Origin of the sequence: Conexibacter sp. W3-3-2 (assembly GCF_009707605.1) — a bacterium.
GTDB classification, from domain to species: domain Bacteria; phylum Actinomycetota; class Thermoleophilia; order Solirubrobacterales; family Solirubrobacteraceae; genus Paraconexibacter; species Paraconexibacter algicola.
On sequence record NZ_WLYW01000001.1, the window covers coordinates 441148 to 460213 of the forward strand.

The 19066-nt window shown below is 74.3% G+C and carries 21 protein-coding genes and 1 pseudogene; 20 read left to right on the forward strand and 2 right to left on the reverse strand.

The annotated features are described in order from the left end of the window. Positions 1–3 precede the first annotated feature (3 nt). The 9 genes and pseudogenes from GKE82_RS02185 to GKE82_RS02225 all read left to right on the forward strand — a co-directional run bounded on the left by GKE82_RS02185 (position 4) and on the right by GKE82_RS02225 (position 8567). Positions 4–1075, forward strand: a pseudogene (locus tag GKE82_RS02185) (quinone-dependent dihydroorotate dehydrogenase). Positions 1076–1232: 157 nt separating this feature from the next. Continuing rightward, positions 1233–1571 (forward strand): integration host factor, actinobacterial type, encoded by a 339-nt coding sequence (mihF, locus tag GKE82_RS02190; protein WP_107570998.1) that lies wholly within the window; start codon positions 1233–1235, stop codon positions 1569–1571. Between the two features lie 55 nt (positions 1572–1626). Next, positions 1627–2184 carry a guanylate kinase gene (gene gmk, locus GKE82_RS02195; RefSeq protein WP_107570999.1) on the forward strand — a complete coding sequence of 186 codons (558 nt, stop codon included), beginning with the start codon at positions 1627–1629 and terminating at the stop codon, positions 2182–2184. A 42-nt stretch (positions 2185–2226) separates the two neighbouring features. Then, complete coding sequence (rpoZ, locus tag GKE82_RS02200; RefSeq protein ID WP_107571000.1) at positions 2227–2454, forward strand: DNA-directed RNA polymerase subunit omega; 228 nt, start codon at positions 2227–2229, stop codon at positions 2452–2454. A 24-nt stretch (positions 2455–2478) separates the two neighbouring features. Beyond that, the gene (coaBC, locus tag GKE82_RS02205; RefSeq protein ID WP_154732195.1) at positions 2479–3738 is read left to right on the forward strand and encodes a bifunctional phosphopantothenoylcysteine decarboxylase/phosphopantothenate--cysteine ligase CoaBC; all 1260 of its coding nucleotides are present in this window, start codon (positions 2479–2481) and stop codon (positions 3736–3738) included. Beyond that, positions 3735–4709, forward strand: coding sequence for an AAA family ATPase (locus tag GKE82_RS02210; RefSeq protein WP_309233340.1), 975 nt, complete (start codon positions 3735–3737; stop codon positions 4707–4709). Before coaBC ends, GKE82_RS02210 begins: the two co-directional genes overlap by 4 nt. A 10-nt stretch (positions 4710–4719) precedes the next feature. Beyond that, positions 4720–5850 (forward strand): DUF58 domain-containing protein, encoded by a 1131-nt coding sequence (locus GKE82_RS02215; RefSeq protein WP_154732196.1) that lies wholly within the window; start codon positions 4720–4722, stop codon positions 5848–5850. Next, complete coding sequence (locus GKE82_RS02220; protein WP_154732197.1) at positions 5847–8144, forward strand: transglutaminase domain-containing protein; 2298 nt, start codon at positions 5847–5849, stop codon at positions 8142–8144. Before GKE82_RS02215 ends, GKE82_RS02220 begins: the two co-directional genes overlap by 4 nt. 15 nt (positions 8145–8159) lie before the next feature. Next, the gene (locus GKE82_RS02225; protein ID WP_107571005.1) at positions 8160–8567 is read left to right on the forward strand and encodes a hypothetical protein; all 408 of its coding nucleotides are present in this window, start codon (positions 8160–8162) and stop codon (positions 8565–8567) included. Here GKE82_RS02225 and GKE82_RS02230 read toward each other — a convergent pair. Continuing rightward, positions 8510–8920 (reverse strand): hypothetical protein, encoded by a 411-nt coding sequence (locus GKE82_RS02230; RefSeq protein ID WP_107571006.1) that lies wholly within the window; start codon positions 8918–8920, stop codon positions 8510–8512. The two genes, GKE82_RS02225 and GKE82_RS02230, sit on opposite strands and share 58 nt — an antisense overlap. 105 nt (positions 8921–9025) lie before the next feature. On the opposite strand from GKE82_RS02230, the gene rimP reads away from it, so the two are divergent. Genes rimP through GKE82_RS02280 form a run of 10 tightly spaced genes read left to right on the forward strand, consistent with a single transcriptional unit; the run spans position 9026 to position 17975 of the window. After that, positions 9026–9445 (forward strand): ribosome maturation factor RimP, encoded by a 420-nt coding sequence (gene rimP / locus GKE82_RS02235; protein WP_233243939.1) that lies wholly within the window; start codon positions 9026–9028, stop codon positions 9443–9445. 3 nt (positions 9446–9448) lie between these two features. Then, positions 9449–11005 carry a transcription termination factor NusA gene (gene nusA / locus GKE82_RS02240; protein WP_107571007.1) on the forward strand — a complete coding sequence of 519 codons (1557 nt, stop codon included), beginning with the start codon at positions 9449–9451 and terminating at the stop codon, positions 11003–11005. A gap of 11 nt (positions 11006–11016) precedes the next feature. Further along, positions 11017–11244 (forward strand): YlxR family protein, encoded by a 228-nt coding sequence (locus GKE82_RS31175; protein ID WP_375337033.1) that lies wholly within the window; start codon positions 11017–11019, stop codon positions 11242–11244. Beyond that, a complete protein-coding gene (gene infB / locus GKE82_RS02250; protein ID WP_154732198.1) occupies positions 11244–14072 on the forward strand; it encodes a translation initiation factor IF-2 in 2829 nt (942 codons plus the stop codon). Before GKE82_RS31175 ends, infB begins: the two co-directional genes overlap by 1 nt. Positions 14073–14090: 18 nt before the next feature. After that, positions 14091–14426: a 30S ribosome-binding factor RbfA gene (gene rbfA / locus GKE82_RS02255; protein ID WP_107571174.1), complete on the forward strand. Its 336-nt coding sequence runs from the start codon at positions 14091–14093 to the stop codon at positions 14424–14426. Further along, the gene (locus GKE82_RS02260; protein WP_233243940.1) at positions 14423–15442 is read left to right on the forward strand and encodes a bifunctional oligoribonuclease/PAP phosphatase NrnA; all 1020 of its coding nucleotides are present in this window, start codon (positions 14423–14425) and stop codon (positions 15440–15442) included. Before rbfA ends, GKE82_RS02260 begins: the two co-directional genes overlap by 4 nt. 1 nt (position 15443) lies before the next feature. Further along, positions 15444–16262 carry a tRNA pseudouridine(55) synthase TruB gene (truB, locus tag GKE82_RS02265; RefSeq protein WP_309233341.1) on the forward strand — a complete coding sequence of 273 codons (819 nt, stop codon included), beginning with the start codon at positions 15444–15446 and terminating at the stop codon, positions 16260–16262. Continuing rightward, positions 16259–17149, forward strand: coding sequence for a bifunctional riboflavin kinase/FAD synthetase (locus GKE82_RS02270; RefSeq protein ID WP_154732199.1), 891 nt, complete (start codon positions 16259–16261; stop codon positions 17147–17149). Before truB ends, GKE82_RS02270 begins: the two co-directional genes overlap by 4 nt. 30 nt (positions 17150–17179) lie before the next feature. After that, the gene (gene rpsO, locus GKE82_RS02275; RefSeq protein ID WP_107571013.1) at positions 17180–17452 is read left to right on the forward strand and encodes a 30S ribosomal protein S15; all 273 of its coding nucleotides are present in this window, start codon (positions 17180–17182) and stop codon (positions 17450–17452) included. A gap of 55 nt (positions 17453–17507) precedes the next feature. Beyond that, positions 17508–17975 carry a redoxin domain-containing protein gene (locus GKE82_RS02280; RefSeq protein ID WP_107571014.1) on the forward strand — a complete coding sequence of 156 codons (468 nt, stop codon included), beginning with the start codon at positions 17508–17510 and terminating at the stop codon, positions 17973–17975. On the opposite strand, the gene GKE82_RS02285 is transcribed toward GKE82_RS02280, so the two are convergent. Next, positions 17972–18469: an SRPBCC family protein gene (locus tag GKE82_RS02285; RefSeq protein WP_154732200.1), complete on the reverse strand. Its 498-nt coding sequence runs from the start codon at positions 18467–18469 to the stop codon at positions 17972–17974. The two genes, GKE82_RS02280 and GKE82_RS02285, sit on opposite strands and share 4 nt — an antisense overlap. A 32-nt stretch (positions 18470–18501) precedes the next feature. Between GKE82_RS02285 and GKE82_RS02290 the strand changes: the two genes are divergently transcribed. After that, complete coding sequence (locus GKE82_RS02290; protein WP_154732201.1) at positions 18502–19020, forward strand: DsbA family protein; 519 nt, start codon at positions 18502–18504, stop codon at positions 19018–19020. Positions 19021–19066: the final 46 nt, after the last annotated feature.

A 19066-nucleotide genomic window follows, 5' to 3' on the forward strand; every position in this document is an offset into this window, starting at 1 on the left:
GCCGTGATCTGGCGCGCGCTCTTCCGCCTCGTCCTCGTCCGGGTCGACGCGGAGACCGCGCACCGGCTCGGGACCGTCCCGCTGCGGCTGGCGGGCCGGCTGCCGGGCCTGGCGCGGCTGCTGGGGCCGCGCGACCCGCGGCTGCAGGTGCGGGCCTTCGGGCTGACGTTCCCGTCGCCGGTGGGCCTGGCGGCGGGCTTCGACAAGGACGCGGAGCTCGTCGACGGGCTGCTGGCCCTGGGCTTCGGGTCGGTGGAGGTCGGCACGGTCACGGCGGAGGGCCAGCCGGGCAACCCGCGCCCGCGGCTCGTGCGGCTGCCCGCCGACCGGGCGCTCGTGAACCGGATGGGCTTCAACAACCGCGGTGCCGCGGTCGCCGAGGGACGGCTGCGGGCGCGCCGGCGGACCGGCGCGGTCGTCGGCGTGAACCTCGGCAAGACGAAGCTCGCGACCGACGCGGTCGCCGACTACGTGGCGTCCGCGCGCCGCCTGGCGCCGCTGGCGGATTACGTGGTGCTGAACGTCTCCTCGCCCAACACGCCGGGCCTGCGCGACCTGCAGGCCGTCGCGCAGCTGGGGGAGCTCGTCCGGGCGGTCCGGCCGGTGCTCGACGGGCGGCCGCTGCTCGTGAAGATCGCGCCCGATCTCAGCGACGAGGACGTCGACGCGGTCGCCGAGCTCGCGCTGGCCGAGCGGCTCGACGGGATCATCGCGACGAACACGACGATCACCCGCGACGGGCTGCGCTCGACCGTCGCGGAGGTCGAGGCCGCGGGCGCGGGCGGGCTGTCCGGGGCGCCGGTCGCCGCGCGGTCGCTGGAGGTGCTGCGGCGGCTGCGGGCCCGGGTGGGGGAGGAGGTCGTGCTGGTGTCCGTCGGGGGGGATCGAGACGCCGCAGGACGCCTGGGATCGCCTACAAGCCGGTGCGACGCTCGTCCAGGCCTACACGGGCTTCGTCTACGGGGGCCCGCTGTGGCCCTGCAAGATGCATCGCGGGCTCTCGCGGAGGCTCGACGCGGCGGGTCTCGGATCGGTCGCCGAAATCACGCAAAAAGCGGGGAAGTTTGCACCCTGACGCACCTGCCCTGAGGCTTGGGCAAGCGAAAACCGCTGCAAATCGAGAGAAAACGCTCGACCACGCTCGACAGCCCTCAACCTGAGGTCGAGCTTGAGTCGAATGTGGGTATCGGGCCCGCGATGGCCAACCCGACGATGTATGCTCGCCCACGCCGATGACCGCTGCCCCTGACACCGCTTCGAAGACCACGGCCCCCGAGCGCTCGCTGAACCAGCGCATGGACGCGCTCCAGCGGGCCAACGACATCCGCAGCCGTCGGGCGCAGCTCAAGAAGGACCTGAAGGCCGGCCGCGTGTCGATCCACCAGCTCCTCGCGGACCCGCCCGAGTACGTCGAGACCGCGAAGGTCTTCGACATGCTCCTCGCCGTCCCGAAGTACGGCCGCGTGAAGGTGAACAAGGTCCTCACGACCTGCCGCATCTCCCCGAGCAAGACCATCGGCGGCCTCTCCGAGCGCCAGCGCAACGAGCTCGTCGAGTCGCTCAAGCGCTAGGCCGGCCGGCGGTCCCGGGCGGTCCCTCCGACCCGCGGTCTAGGCTCACGCGCCCATGTCGCGTGTCTTCGTCATCACGGGCCCCAGCGGGGTCGGCAAGGGCACGCTCATCCGCCAGCTGCTCGACCGCGTGCCCGGCCTCGAGCTCAGCGTCTCGGCCACGACGCGCGCGCCCCGCCCCGGCGAGGAGCACGGCGTCGCCTACCACTTCCTCTCCGACGAGGACTTCGCCCGCCGCGTCGACGAGGGCGACTTCGTCGAGTGGGCCGAGTACTCCGGGCGCCGCTACGGGACCCTGCGCTCGGAGCTGCGCAAGCGCACCGACGCCGGCGCCCCCGTGCTGCTGGAGATCGAGGTGCAGGGCGCCCGCCAGGTGCTCGACTCGCTGCCCGAGGCCGTGCGGATCTTCATCGCGCCGCCGTCGGCCGAGGTCCTGCGCACGCGGCTCGTCGGCCGCGGCACCGACGGCGACGCCGAGATCGAACGGCGCCTGCAGGTCGCCGAGGAGGAGCTCGCCGCCCAGGGCGAGTTCGCCCACGTCGTCGAGAACGACCGGCTCGAGGACGCGATCGACGAGCTCGTGGCGATCGTCCGCACGCACCTCGACGGCTGACCGACCGGATCGGCCCCGCCGACCCACCGCTACACTGGGTCGATGATCAACCCTCGCATCGACACGCTGCTCGAGAACGTCGACTCGAACTACGCGTCCGTGATCGTCGCCGCCAAGCGTGCGCGGCAGATCAACTCGTACTACCACAACCTCGGCGAGGGGACCTTCGACGAGTTCCCGCCCCCGATGGTGGACTCGAGCTCGAAGAACTACCTGACGATCGCCCTCGAGGAGGTCGCGGGCGGCAAGGTCAAGTACCAGTACCGCTAGGCCGCACCGGCCGGAGCTCCGGCGATGGCGCGCGTCCTGATCGGCGTCACCGGCGGCATCGCCGCCTACAAGGCGCTGGAGCTCGTCCGGCTCGCCACGAAGGCGGGCCACGCGGTGCGCGTCGTGCAGACGCCCACCGCGCAGCAGTTCGTGGGGGCCATGTCGTTCGCCGGCCTGACCGGCGCGCCGGTCCTCGTCTCGGAGTTCGAGCGCGACCCGGCACGCGGCGCGTTCCCCGACCAGGCGCCCCCCGAGCACGACCCGCTGAGCCACCTCGAGCTCGTCGCCAACGCCGACGTGCTCGTGATCGCCCCGGCGTCGGCGAACACGATCGCCAAGCTCGCCCACGGGCTCGCCGACAACCTGCTCACCTCGGCGGCGCTCGCCGCGACCTGCCCGGTGCTCGTCGCGCCCGCGATGAACAACGCGATGTACGAGCACGCCGCCACGCAGGCGAACCTCGCGACGCTGCGCGACCGCGGCGTCGTCGTGATCGACCCGGGCACGGGCGCGCTCGGCTCCAAGGGGGAGTGGGGCGTCGGGCGGCTCGCCGAGCCCGCCGACCTGCTCGCCCGCATCGAGGCGGTCCTCGCCGGCCGGCCCACCGCCGGGCCGTGGGACGGTCTGCGCGTCCTCGTCACCGCCGGGGGCACGCGGGAGCCGATCGACTCCGTGCGCTACGTCGGCAATCGCTCCTCGGGCCGGATGGGCTTCGCGCTCGCCGACGCGGCCGCCGCCCGCGGGGCCGTGGTCACCGTCGTCGCCGCGAACGTCACGCTCCCGCGCAACCCCGCGGTCCGCTACCTCGACGTCGAGACCGCCGCGCAGCTCGCCGACGCCTGCGCCGGCGCCTTCGCCCAGACCGACGTGCTGCTGATGGCCGCCGCCGTCGCCGACTTCCGGCCCGTCGGCCCCGCCGACCACAAGATCAAGAAGACCGGCCGCGGCGAGCTCACGGTCGAGATGGAGGCGACGGTCGACGTCCTCGCGTCCCTCTCCGGCACCCGCCGCGACGGGCAGGTCCTCGTCGGCTTCGCCGCCGAGCACGGCGACGGCGCGCTCGCCTACGGGCGCGACAAGCTCGAGCGCAAGGGGCTCGACGCGATCGTCGTCAACGACATCTCGCGGCCGGACATCGGCTTCGACACGCCCGAGAACGAGGTCACGGTCATCACGCGCACGGGGGACCAGCCGATCGCCAAGGCGGACAAGGCCGCGGTCGCCGACGCGATCCTCGCGGTCGTCGACCGGCTGCGCGACGCCGCCGTGCGGACACCGACGTGAGCGAACTCGACGGCGCCGCACACGCCCCGCTCGACCGCGGCGAGATCGACGCCGCCGTCGGCCTCGCCGCCCGCATCCGGGCGACCGTCCGCGACGGGGTCGAGGTCCGCGAGGAGGTGCTCGACGACCTGCTCGTCGCGATCGTCGCCGAGGGGCACGTCCTCCTGGAGGACCTTCCCGGCGTGGGGAAGACCACGCTGGCCCGCGCGCTCGCCCGCGCGCTCGGGCTCGAGTTCGCGCGCATCCAGTGCACCGCCGACCTGCTGCCCGCGGACGTCGTCGGCACCAACGTCTTCAACCAGCGCGAGGACCGCTTCGAGTTCCGGCCCGGCCCGATCTTCGCCAACGTCGTCATCGTCGACGAGATCAACCGCGCGAGCCCCAAGACGCAGTCGGGCCTGCTGGAGTGCATGCAGGAGCGGCGCGTGACCGTCGACGTGCACAGCCACGAGCTGGCCCGCCCGTTCGTCGTGCTCGCGACGCAGAACCCGGTGGAGTTCGAGGGCACCTACCCGCTGCCCGAGGCGCAGGTCGACCGCTTCATGATGCGCCTGTCGCTCGGCTACCCCGACGCGGACGCCGAGGCCGCGATGCTCCTCGCGCACGAGCTCGGGGACCGCGTCGCCGCGCTCGACGCCGCGGGCGGGCCCGCCGAGGTCCTGCAGGCTCAGGACCTCGCGCGGCGCGTGCACACCTCCGAGGCGCTGCGTGCCTACGTGGTGGCGCTGCTCACCCGCACCCGCGAGGACGCCCGCGTGGAGCTCGGCGCGAGCCCCCGCGCGGGCCTGCTGCTGCTGCGCGCGGCGAAGGCCCGCGCCCTGCTGCACGGCCGCGACCACGCGCTGCCCGACGACGTGCAGGCGCTCGCCGAGGTGGTGCTCGCGCACCGCCTGGTGCTCGCGCCGGAGGCGCACGGCGCCCGTGGCGGCGAGGTCGTGCGCGACGCCCTCGCGAAGACCACGGCGCTCTGAGGTCCGGGCGATGCGCCGTGGCGACCGCGACCACGGAGGCAGCCGGCCCGCGGCGGGCACGCTGCTGCTCGCGCTCGCCCTGCTCGCCGCGGCCGCGGCGTTCGACGCCGAGCCGCTCTACGTGCCGGGCGTCGCGTTCGGGCTGCTCGCGGTCCTCTGCCTGCTGTGGGTGCGGCTCGCCGCCGCGGGCCTGCGGGTACGGCGCACCGTCTCCGGCGGCCGCGTCCAGGAGGACGACCCCCTGCCCGTCACGGTCACCGTCGTCGGTGGGGTGCTGCGGCTGCCGACCGGCGAGATCCGCGACCCGCTCCTGCGACGCGCGCGGCCGCTGCAGCTCGGGCGCGACCGCCAGGTCGTGCAGGCGACGGCGCGACTGCCGCGGCGCGGGCGGCGCCTCGTCGCGCCGCCCAGCGTGCTGGTGCGCGACCCGTTCGGCCTCGCCGCCCGCACGGTCGGCGGCGGCGAGCCGACCGAGGTCCTCGTGCTGCCGCGCGTCGATCCGGTCGTGGTGACCGCGGCGGGCGCCGACGGCACCGGGCTGGGCCTGCGCCGCCGTCACCGCCCGACGAGCGCCGAGGTCGAGGTCGACGGGGTCGGTCCGCTGCGCCCGGGCACACCCGCCTCGCGGATCCACTGGCCGTCGATCGCCCGCCGCGCCGAGCCGCAGGAGCGTCGCCTCCACGCCGACGGCGGGCGCCTGCCGGTCGTGGTCCTGGACCCGTCGCCCGACCCGGGCGATCCGCAGGGCGCCGCCGACGACCTCGACGCGGCGGTGCGCGCGGTCGCCTCGCTGGCGGTGCACCTCGCGCGGCGCGGCGGCTGCGAGGTTCTGCTGCCCGGCGACCGCCGGCCCACCGAGCTCGACGCGACCCTCGGCGGCTGGGCCCGGCTGCACGTGCGCCTCGCGCTGGTGGAGGCGGGGCCCGCGCCCGCGACCGCCCAGCTGCGCGGCCGCACCGGCCCGATCGTCCACGTCTCCGCCCGGCGGGTGCAGCGTCCGCCGCGCGCGCTGGCCCAGCACGGGGCGGGCCAGGTGCTCGTCGTCCCGGGCTCGATCGCCGGCCGCCGGCCCGCGTTCGCCGTCGCGGGCTGCGCGGGCTACGAGCTCGCCGACCGCCTCGACGCCGCGAGGTCGGCGTGAGCACCCTGGCACCCGCGCCGCGCCGCGAGCGTCCTGCCCGCCGGGCGCCACGCACGGCGGCACCCGCGCCCGTCGTGGCGCCGGCGCGCGGCGGCCTGCGGCTCGCCGCCTGGACGCTGCTCGCGCTGCTGGCCGCGCACGCGTGGGCCGACCAGGTCGCCCCGGCCTCGCGCGCCGCCGCGACCGCGAGCGTGCTGCTGGGCAGCGCGATCGGCGCGCTCCTGCTGCTCGCCCCGCGCGTCACGTCGCGCCGGCGGCGGCTGCTGCTCGTCGACGGCCTCGCGCTGGGCGCGCTCGTGCTCGCCCTGGCGACCTGCGGCGTCCCGCTGCGCCTCCTGCTGCCGGACGCCTGGGGCGAGCTGGCGGCCGGCATCGGCCAGGGGCTCGGCGCGCTGCCCGGCGTGCGCGTCCCGTACCGGGGGCTCGACGAGTGGACCCGCGCGACGATCGTCCTCGGCGGCACGCTGCTGGTGCTCGTGTCCGCCTGGGTCGCGTTCGTCCCCCGCGGCGCGGCGACCGGCCGCCCGCTGGTCGCCGCCGGCCTGCTCGCGACGCTGTACGCGGTCCCGGTCGTCGAACGCGCACCCGACCACCCGTTCCTGCAGGGCACCGCGGTCACCGTGCTGCTCGCCGTCCTGCTGTGGGGGGACCGGCTGCCGCGCGGCCAGGCGCGTCCGGCGGCCATCCTGCTGGCGGTCGCGGCCGTCGCGGCCGCGGTGCTCGCCCCGCGCCTGGACGGTGACCGGCCGCTGTTCGACTACGAGTCGTTCGTCGCCGACAGCCTCCAGGGCCGCAACACGAGCACGTTCTCCTGGCAGCACCGCTACGGCCCGCTGAACTGGACGCGGACCGGCCGCGAGGTCCTGCGGATCCGCGCCCGGCAGGGCACCTACTGGAAGGCCGCCGTCCTGCCCGAGTTCGACGGTCGCGCCTGGCGGACGACCGACGCGGTCGACATCCGCACGCCGGACACCGAGATCGCCGAGGACCCCGGCTACCGCCAGCAGCTGACCGTCGTCGTCGCCGGGCTGCGCTCCCCGGAGTACGTGACCGCCGGCTCGACCCGCAGCATCGCCGCGTCGCCACGGCTCGCGATCGAGAGCGGCTTCGGCACCTTCCGGACGGGGTCGCGCCCGCTGCGTCGCGGCGATGCCTACCGCGCCGAGGTGTACGTGCCGCAGCCGTCCCCGGAGACGATGCGCGACGCCGGCAGCAGCTACCCGCTGTTCACCCGCCGGTTCCTGTCGATGGGCCTCCCGGACAGCGAGCGGTCGGTGCTGCTGTTCCCGCGCTGGGGCGAGAGCCAGTCGATCTTCCGCTACGCCCTCGGCGCCCCGCCGCGCTCGGACGGGGAGGAGCAGCTGCTGGCCTCGCCCTACCGGCGCACCTACCGCCTGGCGCAGCGGCTGCGCGCGGCGTCGGCGACCCCGTACGACTTCATCCGCAACGTCCGCGCGCGGGTCATGCGCGACGCGACCTACACCGAGACGCCGCGCGTCGACCCGCGCGCGCCGCTGGACGGCTTCCTCTTCGACCGCCGCGAGGGCTACTGCCAACAGTTCTCCGGCGCGATGGCGCTGCTGCTGCGGATGGGCGGAGTGCCCGCCCGGGTCGCCTCCGGCTTCACCGCCGGCACCTACGACGACGCCCGCAAGGAGTGGGTCGTACGCGACCTCGACGCCCACTCGTGGGTCGAGGCGTACGTGCCCGGCCAGGGCTGGGTCGCGTTCGACCCGACGCCGGCCGCCGCGCCGCCGCGCTCGCAGCTGCGTGACGACGACGAGCCCGCGACCACGCCGGACGAGCCCGCCGAGGAGCAGGACGCCGACGAGGGCCCCGCCGGGGCGCCGGCCGACGCGCGTCTGGGCGGCGGTCCGGGCGCGCCCGCGGCGAGCCCCGGGGACGAGTCGCTGTCGCTCGGCCCGCCGCTGCTGGTCGTCCTCGCCGCCGGGGTGCTCGTGGCGTTCGTCGTGCGCCGCCGCGTCGGCGTCCGGGCCGACGACCCGCCGGAGCTCGCCGAGCTGCTGCAGGCGCTGCGCCTGACCGGTCGACCGCCGGCGACGGGCACGACGCTGCGCCAGCTCGAGGAGCGGTTCCGGCACGCCCCGCAGGCCGCCGACTACCTGCGCGCGGTCCGCGCGCAGCGGTACGCGCCGTCCGCGACGGGTCCCGGCCGGGCCCAACGCGCCGCCCTGCGCACGGCGCTGGCCGACGGCCTGGGGGCGGGGGGACGCCTGCGCGCCTGGTGGGCGCTGCCGCCACGACCCGTGGGCCGGCGCGGCCGACGGGCGTAGACTTCCCGGGGCGGCATGGACGACGTCTACACCCTCTTCCGCAACGGCTCGCGGCTCCTCGACGAGGGGGACTTCCACGCGGCGACCGTGCCGCTGATGCGAGCCCGGGACCTCTCCCCGGGGGAGGACTCGATCCACGAGGCGCTCGGCCGCGCGCTGTTCGGCGCGCACCGCTACCGCGAGGCCGCCGCCGAGTTCGCGGCGGTCGCCGCGCACGCGCCGACCAACGACTACGCGCTGTTCTGCCTCGGCCGGGCGCTGCAGCTGTGCGGCCGCCACGCGGAGGCGCGACGGCCGCTGGCGCTCGCCGCCCAGCTGCGCCCGGAGCGCGCGGACTACCGCCGCTACCGCGACGCCGCCCGCCGTCACGCCGGGGACGACGCCCCGCCGTCCGCGGAGCCCGGCGCCGGCCCGGCGGCGTAGCGGGCCCAGGCGGCCTCCTCGACGAGCAGCCCGAGCAGCCGGTCGATCTCCGCCTCCTGGACGGCGACGGCGGGCAGGTCCCCGTGGATCCAGACGGCGCCCTCGCCGGTGTGGGCGAAGCGGACCAGGGAGCCGAGCCGGTTGCGGTGCAGCAGCGCCGACGGGTCGACGCGCCCGGGGCCGACGACCTCCGCCTGGGCGCGCAGCAGCCCGCCGCGCAGCGCGACGCCGACGTGCAGCGGCCAGCCGGCGCAGTCGACCGCCAGGCCCCACTCGCCGGGGGCGACGCGCCGCAACGGCACGCCCAGGTCGGTGAGCGTCTCGTGCACGATCGCGGTCAGCGTGGAGTCCATGCTGGTAGAGTCGCAGCACAGCTTTCCGTGCCGGCCCGGTGCCGGCGGCAGTTTCGGAACGTGGGCGCTCGCCCACGTTTTTTGTTTCCCAGGGAGGATCAGCCGGTGACCAAGGACATCCAGACGCAGGTGGAGACGACGCTCGCGTCGGCGATGCCCGACGTCGAGGTCCTGCTCGCCGAGGTCGTCGCCGGGGGGACGCTGCGGCTGTTCGTCGACCATCCCGACGGTGTGAGCCTCGCGCTCTGCGAGCAGGTCACCCGCGCCCTGGAGGACCTCCGCGAGCAGTACGCGCTGGAGGTGTCCTCGCCGGGCCGGGACCGGCCGCTGGTCAAGCCCGACCACTTCCGCCGCTTCCTCGGCCGCCGCGCCCGCGTGCGGACCCGTGAGGCGCGGGACGGCCACAAGAGCTTCACCGGCGAGCTGGTCGGCGCCGACGACCGAGAGGTCACGATCGCGGCCGAGACCGGCGTCGTCGCGATCCCGTACACCGAGATCCACCGATCGAACCTCGTGGAGGAGTAGCGAATGTCACGCGAGATCATCGAAGCCATCAAGGGCCTCGCCGCCGAGAAGAACATCTCGGACGAGAAGCTCATGGCCGCCCTGGAGGACGCGCTCCTCTCGGCGTACAAGAAGCTGCCGGGGGCGGCCCGCTATGCGCGCGTGGACGTCGACCCGGAGACGGGCGAGTTCATCGTGATGCGCTACCGCATCCCCAAGGACCTCGAGCAGGAGCTGCTCGTGCAGACGGTCGAGGAGGAGTCGTACATCGACCCCGAGACCGGCGAGCGCGTGGAGCCCGCCGACCCCGAGATCGACGCGGCGAAGTTCGAGCAGTACCGCGACCAGATCGAGGAGATCGACGACACGCCGGAGGACTTCGGCCGCATCGCCGCGCAGACCGCCAAGCAGGTCATCCTGCAGCGCATCCGCGAGGCCGAGCGCGACATGATGTTCGAGGAGTTCCGCGACCGCGTCGGCGAGCTCATCACCGGCGTCGTCCAGCAGAAGGACTCGCGCTACACGCTGATCCAGCTGCGCGACCGCGTCGAGGCGCTGCTCCCCAAGAGCGAGCAGGTCGACGGCGAGCGCTACGAGCACAACCAGCGCGTCAAGGCGGTCATCAAGGAGGTCTCGAACTCCACGAAGGGCCCGTCGATCATCGTCTCGCGTCGCGACGCGGACCTGATCAAGGCGCTGTTCGAGCTCGAGGTCCCCGAGATCGCCGACGGCCTCGTCGAGATCGCCGGCGTCGCGCGCGAGCCCGGCTACCGGTCGAAGATCGCGGTGGTCTCCTACGCCGACGGGGTCGACCCGGTCGGCGCCTGCGTCGGCCCGCGCGGCTCCCGCGTGCGCATGGTCGTGTCCGAGCTGCGCGGCGAGAAGATCGACATCATCCCCTACAACGACGAGCCTGCCCGCTTCGTCGCGAAGGCCCTGTCGCCCGCCCGCGTGCGCGAGGTCATCGTCGACGACGAGGCCCGTCAGGCCACCGTCATCGTCCCGGACGACCAGCTGTCGCTGGCGATCGGCCGCGAGGGCCAGAACGCGCGGCTCGCCGCGCGCCTGACCGGCTGGCGGATCGACATCAAGTCCGAGACCGACTTCGCGTCGACCGCGGACGACGAGGGCTTCGAGGAGCAGGTCCAGGACGGCGGCCGCTGCGCGGCGGTCCTGACCAACGGCCGTCGCTGCCCGAACGCGGCACTGGGCGGCTCCCCGTACTGCGGCCTGCAGCTGCACCAGGCGCTGAGCCGGTTCACGACCTCGTCGGTCGCGGTCCTCACGGGCCTGACCGACGCGGACGTCGCGTCGCTCGCCGACCCGGAGAAGTCGCAGGACGACGTGGCGGAGATCGTCGGGCGCGCCGAGGCGGCCTACGCCGAGGCAACCCCGGTCGAGCCCGTCGCGGACGACGAGCCGCTGCCGGACGAGGCGCCCGAGGGCGTCGCGGACGAGGCGCAGGCCGCCGAGGAGCCGCAGGAGGCCGCGGTCGCGGTCGCCGACGAGCCCGCCGCCGAGGAGTCCGCCCCCGAGGCGCAGGAGGAGCCGGCCGCCGAGGGCGAGGGATCGTCGTCGTAGCCCGGAGCCCGATCCGCACCTGCGTCGGCTGCCGGTCGACGCACCCACAGAACCAGCTCGTGCGCCTCGCGGCGCACGGGGGCCACGTCGTCCCCGATCCGGCCCGGGCCCTGCCCGGCCGGGGGGCGTACGTCTGCGGAGCGGCCTGCCTCGAGCAGGCCGTCAAGCGCCGCGCGTTGCCGCGCGCGTTCCGTCAGAAGGTGGCCATTCCCGTAGACCTCGTAGAATCGATTGGCTGATGGCTAAGAGACGTGTGTTCGAAATCGCGCAGGAGCGCGGGATGACCTCCAAGGAGGTCATCGAAGCGCTGTCCGGTGGCGGGATCGCCGTCCGGGCCGCCCAGTCGACGGTCGAGGACCGCCACGTCCTGCGGATCATGGGGCCGCCCCCGCCGCCGCCCGAGCCGGAGCCGGAGCCCGAGCCCACCCCGGAGCCCGAGCCCGAGCCCACTCCGGAGCCCGAGCCCACGCCGGAGCCCGCCGCCGCGGAGGTCGAGCCGACCCCGGAGCCGGTCGCGAAGACGCCCGAGCCGGAGCCGACCCCGGAGCCGGTGGCCGAGGCGCCCAAGCAGGCGCCCAAGCCCGAGCCGATCAAGGGCCCGAAGATCCTCTCGACGCCGGACGCCCCGAAGGCGCCCGCGCCGACCCCTGCGCCCGCCCCGACGCCGGCGCCCGCGGCGCAGACGCCGCCGCCGGCCGCGCCGACCCCGGCGCCCGCGACCCCGCAGGCGGCACCGCCCGCGGCCGCCCCCGCGCCGACGGCGCCGGTGACGCCCGCGCCGACCCCGGCGCCTCCGGCGGCGCCGGCGACCCCCGCCGTCGCGGCCTCGGCCCCGAGCGCGCCGGCCGCCCCGGCCGCGCAGCAGCCCGCCGCCCAGGCGCCCGCCACCGCGCAGCAGCCCGCCGCGCAGGCGCCCGCCGCCACGACGACCGAGGCGAAGGGCAAGCCGTCCGGCGAGGCCCCGACCCGCCCGGTGAAGACGCCGCGCGCGGACGTGCCGCAGCAGCCGGTCATCGGCGAGAAGCCCGCGCCCGGCGCCGGCCCGAAGATCCTGGCGCTCCCCGAGCCGCCGAAGAAGCCCAAGCGCGACGAGTCGAAGAACCTCCCGACGACCGGCCCCGGCGGCCGTCGCCGCGTGGTCATCGACTCGCAGGCCGCCCGTCGCGGTCCCGGTGGCCCCGGCGGTCCCGGTGGCCCCGGTCAGGGTCCGCCGCGCCGCCAGCGTCGCGGTCGCCGCCGTCGCGGGACCTACGACGACACCGTCCGCCCGCTGGACGAGGCCGCGCAGAAGCAGACCGACGTCTTCAAGATCAACTCGGGGTCCTCGGTCAAGGAGGTCGCGGAGTACCTCGGCGTGGCCGTGCCCGAGATCATCAAGAAGCTGATGACTCTCGGCGAGATGGCGACGCTCACGCAGACGCTGTCCGACGAGGCGATCCAGGTGATCGCCGACGAGTTCGAGAAGAAGATCGAGATCGTCCGCGCCGGTGACGCCGACGACGACATCCCGACCTTCGACGACGACGCCGCGGACCTCGAGGACCGCCCGCCGGTCGTCACGATCATGGGTCACGTCGACCACGGCAAGACGTCGCTGCTGGACGCGATCCGCAGCGCCGACATCGTCGGCGGCGAGGCCGGCGGCATCACCCAGCACATCGGCGCCTACCAGGTGCACCACGACGACAAGGTCGTCACGTTCCTGGACACCCCGGGTCACGAGGCGTTCACCGCCATGCGTGCCCGCGGCGCGAAGGTCACCGACATCGCGGTGATCGTCGTGGCGGCCGACGACGGCGTGAAGCCCCAGACGATCGAGGCGATCGACCACGCGCTGGCGGCCGAGGTGCCGATCATCGCGGCGGTCAACAAGATCGACAAGGAGGGGGCGGACCCCACGCGCGTCCGCACGGAGATGACCCAGCACGGGCTCCAGCCCGTCGAGTGGGGCGGCGAGATCGAGTTCGTCGACGTCTCCGCCAAGGCCCGCACCGGCCTCGAGGACCTCCTCGACACGATCCTGCTCACCGCCGAGGGCATGAACGAGGGCGATGGCCTGCAGGCCAACGCCGACACCGAGGCCTCCGGCGTCGTCGTCGAGTCCAAGCTCGACCCGGGCCGCGGCCCGGTCGCCACCGTGCTGCTGCAGCGCGGCACCCTGAAGGTCGGGGACGCCGTCGTGGCCGGCCCGGTCTGGGGCAAGGTCCGCGCGATGAACGACTACCACGGGCAGCGCATCAGCTCCGCGGGTCCCGGCGACCCGGTCGAGATCCTCGGGTTCGACGGCGTCCCGTCCGCGGGCGAGTACTGCCGCGTGGTCGACCACGAGCGGCAGGCGCGCAGCCTCGCCAACGAGCGCGCGGTGCGCCTGAAGGCCGAGGCGATCGCCCGGCGCTCGGGTCGCAAGCGCAGCCTCGACGACGTCTTCAAGGCGGCGCGCACGAGCGAGACGAAGGACCTCAACCTCATCCTCAAGGCGGACGTGTCCGGCTCGCTGGAGGCGTTCGAGGACGAGATCGCGAAGCTCCCGCACGAGGAGGTGCACGTCAACATCATCCTGTCGGGTGTCGGCGGCATCACCGAGTCGGACGTCATGCTCGCCGCGGCCTCCAACGCGATCATCTACGGCTTCAACGTCCGCCCGGTGGGCGACGCCCGGGCCGCGGCCGATCGCGAGGGCGTCGAGATCCGCAACTACGAGGTCATCTACCGGGCCCTCGACGAGCTGCGGGACGCGATGGAGGGCATGCTCGACGCGATGGACGTCGAGGAGACCGTCGGCACCGTCGAGGTCCGCGCGACGTTCAAGGCCTCCAAGGTCGGCACGATCGCCGGCTGCTACGTCACCGACGGCAAGGTCACCCGCGGCGGCCGCGTGCGGATCATCCGCGACGGCACCGTGGTGCACTCGACGACGGTCGACACGCTGCGGCGGTTCAACGACGACGTCCGCGAGGTCACGTCCGGGTACGAGTGCGGCATCGTGCTCACGAACTACCAGGACGTGCGCGAGGGCGACGAGCTCGAGGTCTACGAGACGCGCAAGGTCGAGCGGACGCTCGCGTAGCCGATGGGCGCGGGCCGCATGCGACGCGTGGACGAAGCGGTCCGCGAGGTCCTCTCGGACGCTCTCACCGGGGGTCTGAAGGACCCCCGGATCGGCTTCGTCACCGTCACCCAGGTGCAGACCAGCCCGGACCTGCGGCACGCGAAGGTGTTCGTCAGCGTGCTCGGGGACGAGACGGTGCGGTCGCAGACCATCGAGGGTCTGCGGTCCGCCCACGGCTACCTGCAGCGGCGTGTCTCCGCGCAGCTGCGGATCAAGAACACACCGCAGCTAGACTTCTTCCACGACGACACGCTCGACCGCGTGGAGCGCCTCAACGCGCTGATGCAGGACCCGCCGGAGCCGGCCGCGTGAGCGCCGAGCCCCAGCCCGTGGCGGCCGAGCCGACCGCGCGCGACCAGGCGCTCGCCGAGCTGCGCGACGCCGAGAAGTTCATCCTCGTCACGCACGAGAACCCCGACGGCGACGCCCTCGGCTCGCTCGTCGCGATGCACCGCGTGCTCGTGGCGCTCGGCAAGGACTCGGCGATGTTCATGGACGCCGACGAGTTCCCGCTGCCCTACGAGTACCGGTTCTTCCAGCTCGACGGGCTGATCTCCACGCCGCCGGACGACGTCGAGGAGCGTACGGTCGTGTTCCTGGACTGCGGCAACATCGACCGCAACCCGGCCGACGTGGTCAAGCGCGCCGACGCGCACATCCTCAACATCGACCACCACCACGACAACACGCGCTTCGGCACGGTCAACCTCGTGGTCGAGCAGGCGTCGTGCACCGCGGAGATCGTCTGGGACCTCATGCGCGCGCTCGGGGTGACCCCGACCCCGGACATCGCCGACGCCCTGTACGTCGGCCTCGTGACCGACACCGGCAAGTTCATGTACGAGAACACCGGGACGCGCGCGCACGTCATGGCCGCCGAGCTCATCGAGGCCGGGGTGGACGTCAACGCGATCTACCGGCGGCTCTACGAGGAGATGCCCTACGCGAAGCTCGAGCTGCTCGGGCGCGGCCTCGCGAACATCCAGCGCTTCGACGACGGGTCGCTGACCTTCACGCGCCTCAGCCGCGCCGACTACGAGGCGGCCGGGGCGGAGGAGAGCTACTCCGAGGGGGTCATCGACCACCTGCGCTGCGTGCAGGGCACCCGCGTCGCGGCCGTGGCGCGCGAGGTTCTGGCGCCCGACAACGTCCCGCCGCTGCGCAAGAAGGTGTCGCTGCGCTCCACCGACGGCACGGTCGACGTGTCCGTGATCGCGCGGGCGGGCGGCGGCGGCGGTCACCGGCAGGCGGCGGGCTTCACGACGACGATGTCCGACGACGAGCTGGTCGCGTTCCTGCGCGGGCAGGTCGCCGCGCAGCTCGCCTGACGTGCCGGCCCCGCCACCCGCCGACGGCGTCCTGCTGATCGACAAGCCCGCCGGGGTGACGAGCCACGACGTCGTCGCGCGCGTGCGCCGCTCCCGCGACCGGGCAAAGACCGGGCACGCCGGCACGCTCGACCCGTTCGCGACCGGCCTGCTGCTGGTCCTCGTCGGCCGGGCGACGCGCGCGCAGCAGTTCCTGATGGGGCTGCCGAAGTCCTACGAGACGGTCGCGCGGCTCGGCGCCACCTCGACCACCGGGGACCCGGAGGGGGAGATCGTGGAGACGGGCGCGGTCCCCCCGGACCCGCCGGAGCTCCCGGTGGGGCGTGTCGTGCAGACGCCGCCCGCGTACTCGGCGATCAAGATCGGCGGCGAGCGGGCCTACGCGAAGGCACGGCGCGGCGAGGTGGTCGAGGTCCCGCAGCGCACGGTCACCGTGACGCGGTTCGAGCAGCTCTGGCGCGAGGGGGACCGCGCCGCGTTCGCGATCGACTGCAGCTCGGGCACCTACGTGCGCTCCCTGGTCATGGACCTCGGCGACGCCTACTGCCTGGAGCTGCGGCGCACCGCGATCGGGCCGTTCTCGGTCCGGGACGCGGACCCCGAGCGGCTGCTGCCGCTCGGCGACGTGCTCGCGCGCGTCCTGCCGCAGGTGCCGCTGGACCCCGAGCGGGCGCGCCGCGCCGGCCACGGCGTCGCGGTGGAGGGCACGGCGCCGGACGGGGCGCCGCACGTGCTGCTGACCAACGAGGACGGCCCGATCGCCGTCGCGCAGCCACGTGACGGCGGTCTGCTCAAGCCCGTCGTAGGCTTCCGGGGATGAAGGTCACGCACCTGCCCGACGCGGAGCCCCGCGAGCGCCGGGTCGCGGTCGGCATGTTCGACGGCGTCCACCGCGGCCACCGCGAGGTCATCGCGGGCGCCGACACCGTCCTGACGTTCGACCCGCACCCGTCCTCGGTGGTCGCCCCGCACGCGGTCCCGCCGCTGTTGACGACCCTTGAGCGCAAGGCCGAGCTCGTCGGCGGGCTCGGCGTCCAGGAGCTCGTGGTGATCCCGTTCGACCGGGACTTCGCGTCCCGCAGCGCCGCGTCGTTCGTCGACGACGTGCTCGTCGGGGCGCTCGGCGCCACGCACGTCTCGGTCGGGGAGAACTTCGCCTACGGCCACAAGGCCCAGGGCACGACCGCGCAGCTGGAGGCCGACCCGCGGTTCGAGACCCGCGTGGTCCCGCTGCTGGAGGTCGGCGACGAGATCGTCAGCTCCAGCCACATCCGCGGCCTCATCCTCGGGGGCGCCGTGCGCTACGCCGACCAGCTGCTCGTGGAGCCGTTCGTGCTCGACGGGGAGGTCTCCCACGGCGAGAAGCGCGGGCGCACGCTCGGCTTCCCGACCGCGAACCTCGTGCCGCCCGACGGCTACGTCGTCCCCGGCCACGGCGTGTACGCGTGCCGCGTGCGGCTGCCGGACGGCAGCTGGCACGCCGCCGCGACGAACGTCGGCGTGCGCCCGCAGTTCGAGACCGGGCTCGGCGAGCTGATCGAGGCGTACCTCATCGACTTCGACGGCGACCTCTACGGCCAGCGGATCCGCGTCGAGTTCCTCGAGCGGCTGCGCGGCGAGAAGCGCTTCGACTCCGTCGAGACCCTCGTGGAGCAGATGCACGCGGACGTCGACCGGGCGCGGGACGTCGCCGCACAGCGCTCCTGACGCCCAGGCTGCTAGCCTCCCCCGTCGCATATGAGCACCCTGACCCCCGAGCGCAAGCAGCAGATCGTCGAGCAGTTCGGCGCGAACCCGCAGGACACGGGCAACACCCGCGTCCAGGTCGCGCTGCTGACGGAGCGCATCAACCTCCTCACGGAGCATCTGCGCACCCACAAGCACGATCACCACTCGCGCCGCGGGCTCCTCATGCTCGTCGGTCAGCGCCGCAACCTCCTGAACTACCTCGAGAAGAAGAACCTCGAGGGGTACCGCGCGCTCATCAAGGAGCTCGGCCTGCGCAAGTAGGCCGCGGCCGCCCGCCGGGCGGCCGTCCACCCGCCCGCTCCGCTAGGTTGCGGGCGTGTCCATCATCGCACCCGGAACCCCGGTCCCCGCCTTCACGCTCAAGCGTGGCGACGGCGGCGACTTCACGAACGCCGACCTCGAGGGGAAGACGACCGTCCTGGTCTTCTACCCGTTCGCCTTCAGCCCGGTCTGCAACGACCAGTTCCAGGTCTACGAGGAGGTCCTGGACGAGTTCACCGCCAAGGGCGCGACCCTCTACGGGGTCTCGACCGACGCGACGTGGTCGCAGGGCGCCTTCAAGGAGAAGCTCGGCGTCAGCATCGAGATGCTGTCGGACTTCGAGCCCAAGGGCGAGACGGCGAAGAAGCTCGGCGCCTACTTCGAGCCCGCCGGCATGACGAACCGCGCGCTCGTCGTGATCGGGCCGGACGGCGTGGTGGCCTGGTCGCACCTGGCCGACTCCCCGGGCGACCTGCCCGGCGCGAACCTCATCTTCGACGGCCTCGACGCCGTCTCCGCCTAGGCCGGGACCGCGGCGCGGCGGGCGATGTCCGCCGCGACCAGCGCCGGGGTGACGCGCGCGCGGTGCTCGAAGATCGCCTCGACGTCGCGGCGCACGAACAGCGTGTGCGCGAGGTCCCCGAGCGGGCCGAACCCGATCGCGTAGCGGACGGTGTCGGTCATCTCGGTGCGGTCGTCCCCGACCGGCTCGAAGGTGTGGGTGTGGTGCCACAGCGCGTACGGCCCGCGCAGCTGCGTGTCGACGAACGAGGGCGTGCGCGCGTCGGCGTCCCAGCGCTGGATCAGCGTCTGCCAGCGGATCGGCAGGCCGTGGATGCGCAGCCGGTACTCGATCAGGGTGCCGACGGCCATCTCGATCGGGGCCGGCGTGATGACCCGGAACCGCAGCAGCGGCGGGGTGATCGCCTCGAGGTTCGTGGCGTCGGCGAAGAACGGGAAGACCTCCGCCGGGGTCCCGTCGAGCACCTGGCGCCGCTGCAGGGTGTGGATGCGCATGCCCGCAGGCTACGGCCTCTAGGCTCTGGCCGATGACGGACCTGCGCAGCGCTCCCGCCCCGGGGCCGCGGGAGGACGACCACGTCCGGGGGCCCGCCGACGCACCGCTGGTGATCGCGTACGCCGACTTCTCCTGCCCGCGATGCGCGGTCGCCTGGGAGCGGCTGCGGGAGGCGGAGATCCGGCTCGTGTTCCGCCACTTCGCGCTGCGCACGAAGCACCCGCGCGCCGTCCCGCTGGCGCTCGCCGTGGAGGCGGCGGCCTGCCAGGGCCGCTTCTGGGAGCTGCACGACCGCCTGTACGCCGACCAGGGCCGCCAGGACGACCCGCACCTGTGGGCGCACGTGCAGGACCTCGGGCTCGACCTCGACCGCTTCGAGGCCGACCGCCGCTCCGACGCGGTGGCCGCCCGCGTCCGCGCGCACGTCACCGAGGCGCTGCGCGCCGGCGTGACCGCGACCCCGACGCTCGTGGTCGACGGCACGCTGCATCCCGGTGCTCCGGAACGCGCGTGGTTGCGCACGTTGCGCCGCCCGACCGACTACGCTTAAGCGGTTCGGATCCAAAGAGACGCAAAGACGCGGCCCGCCGACCGAA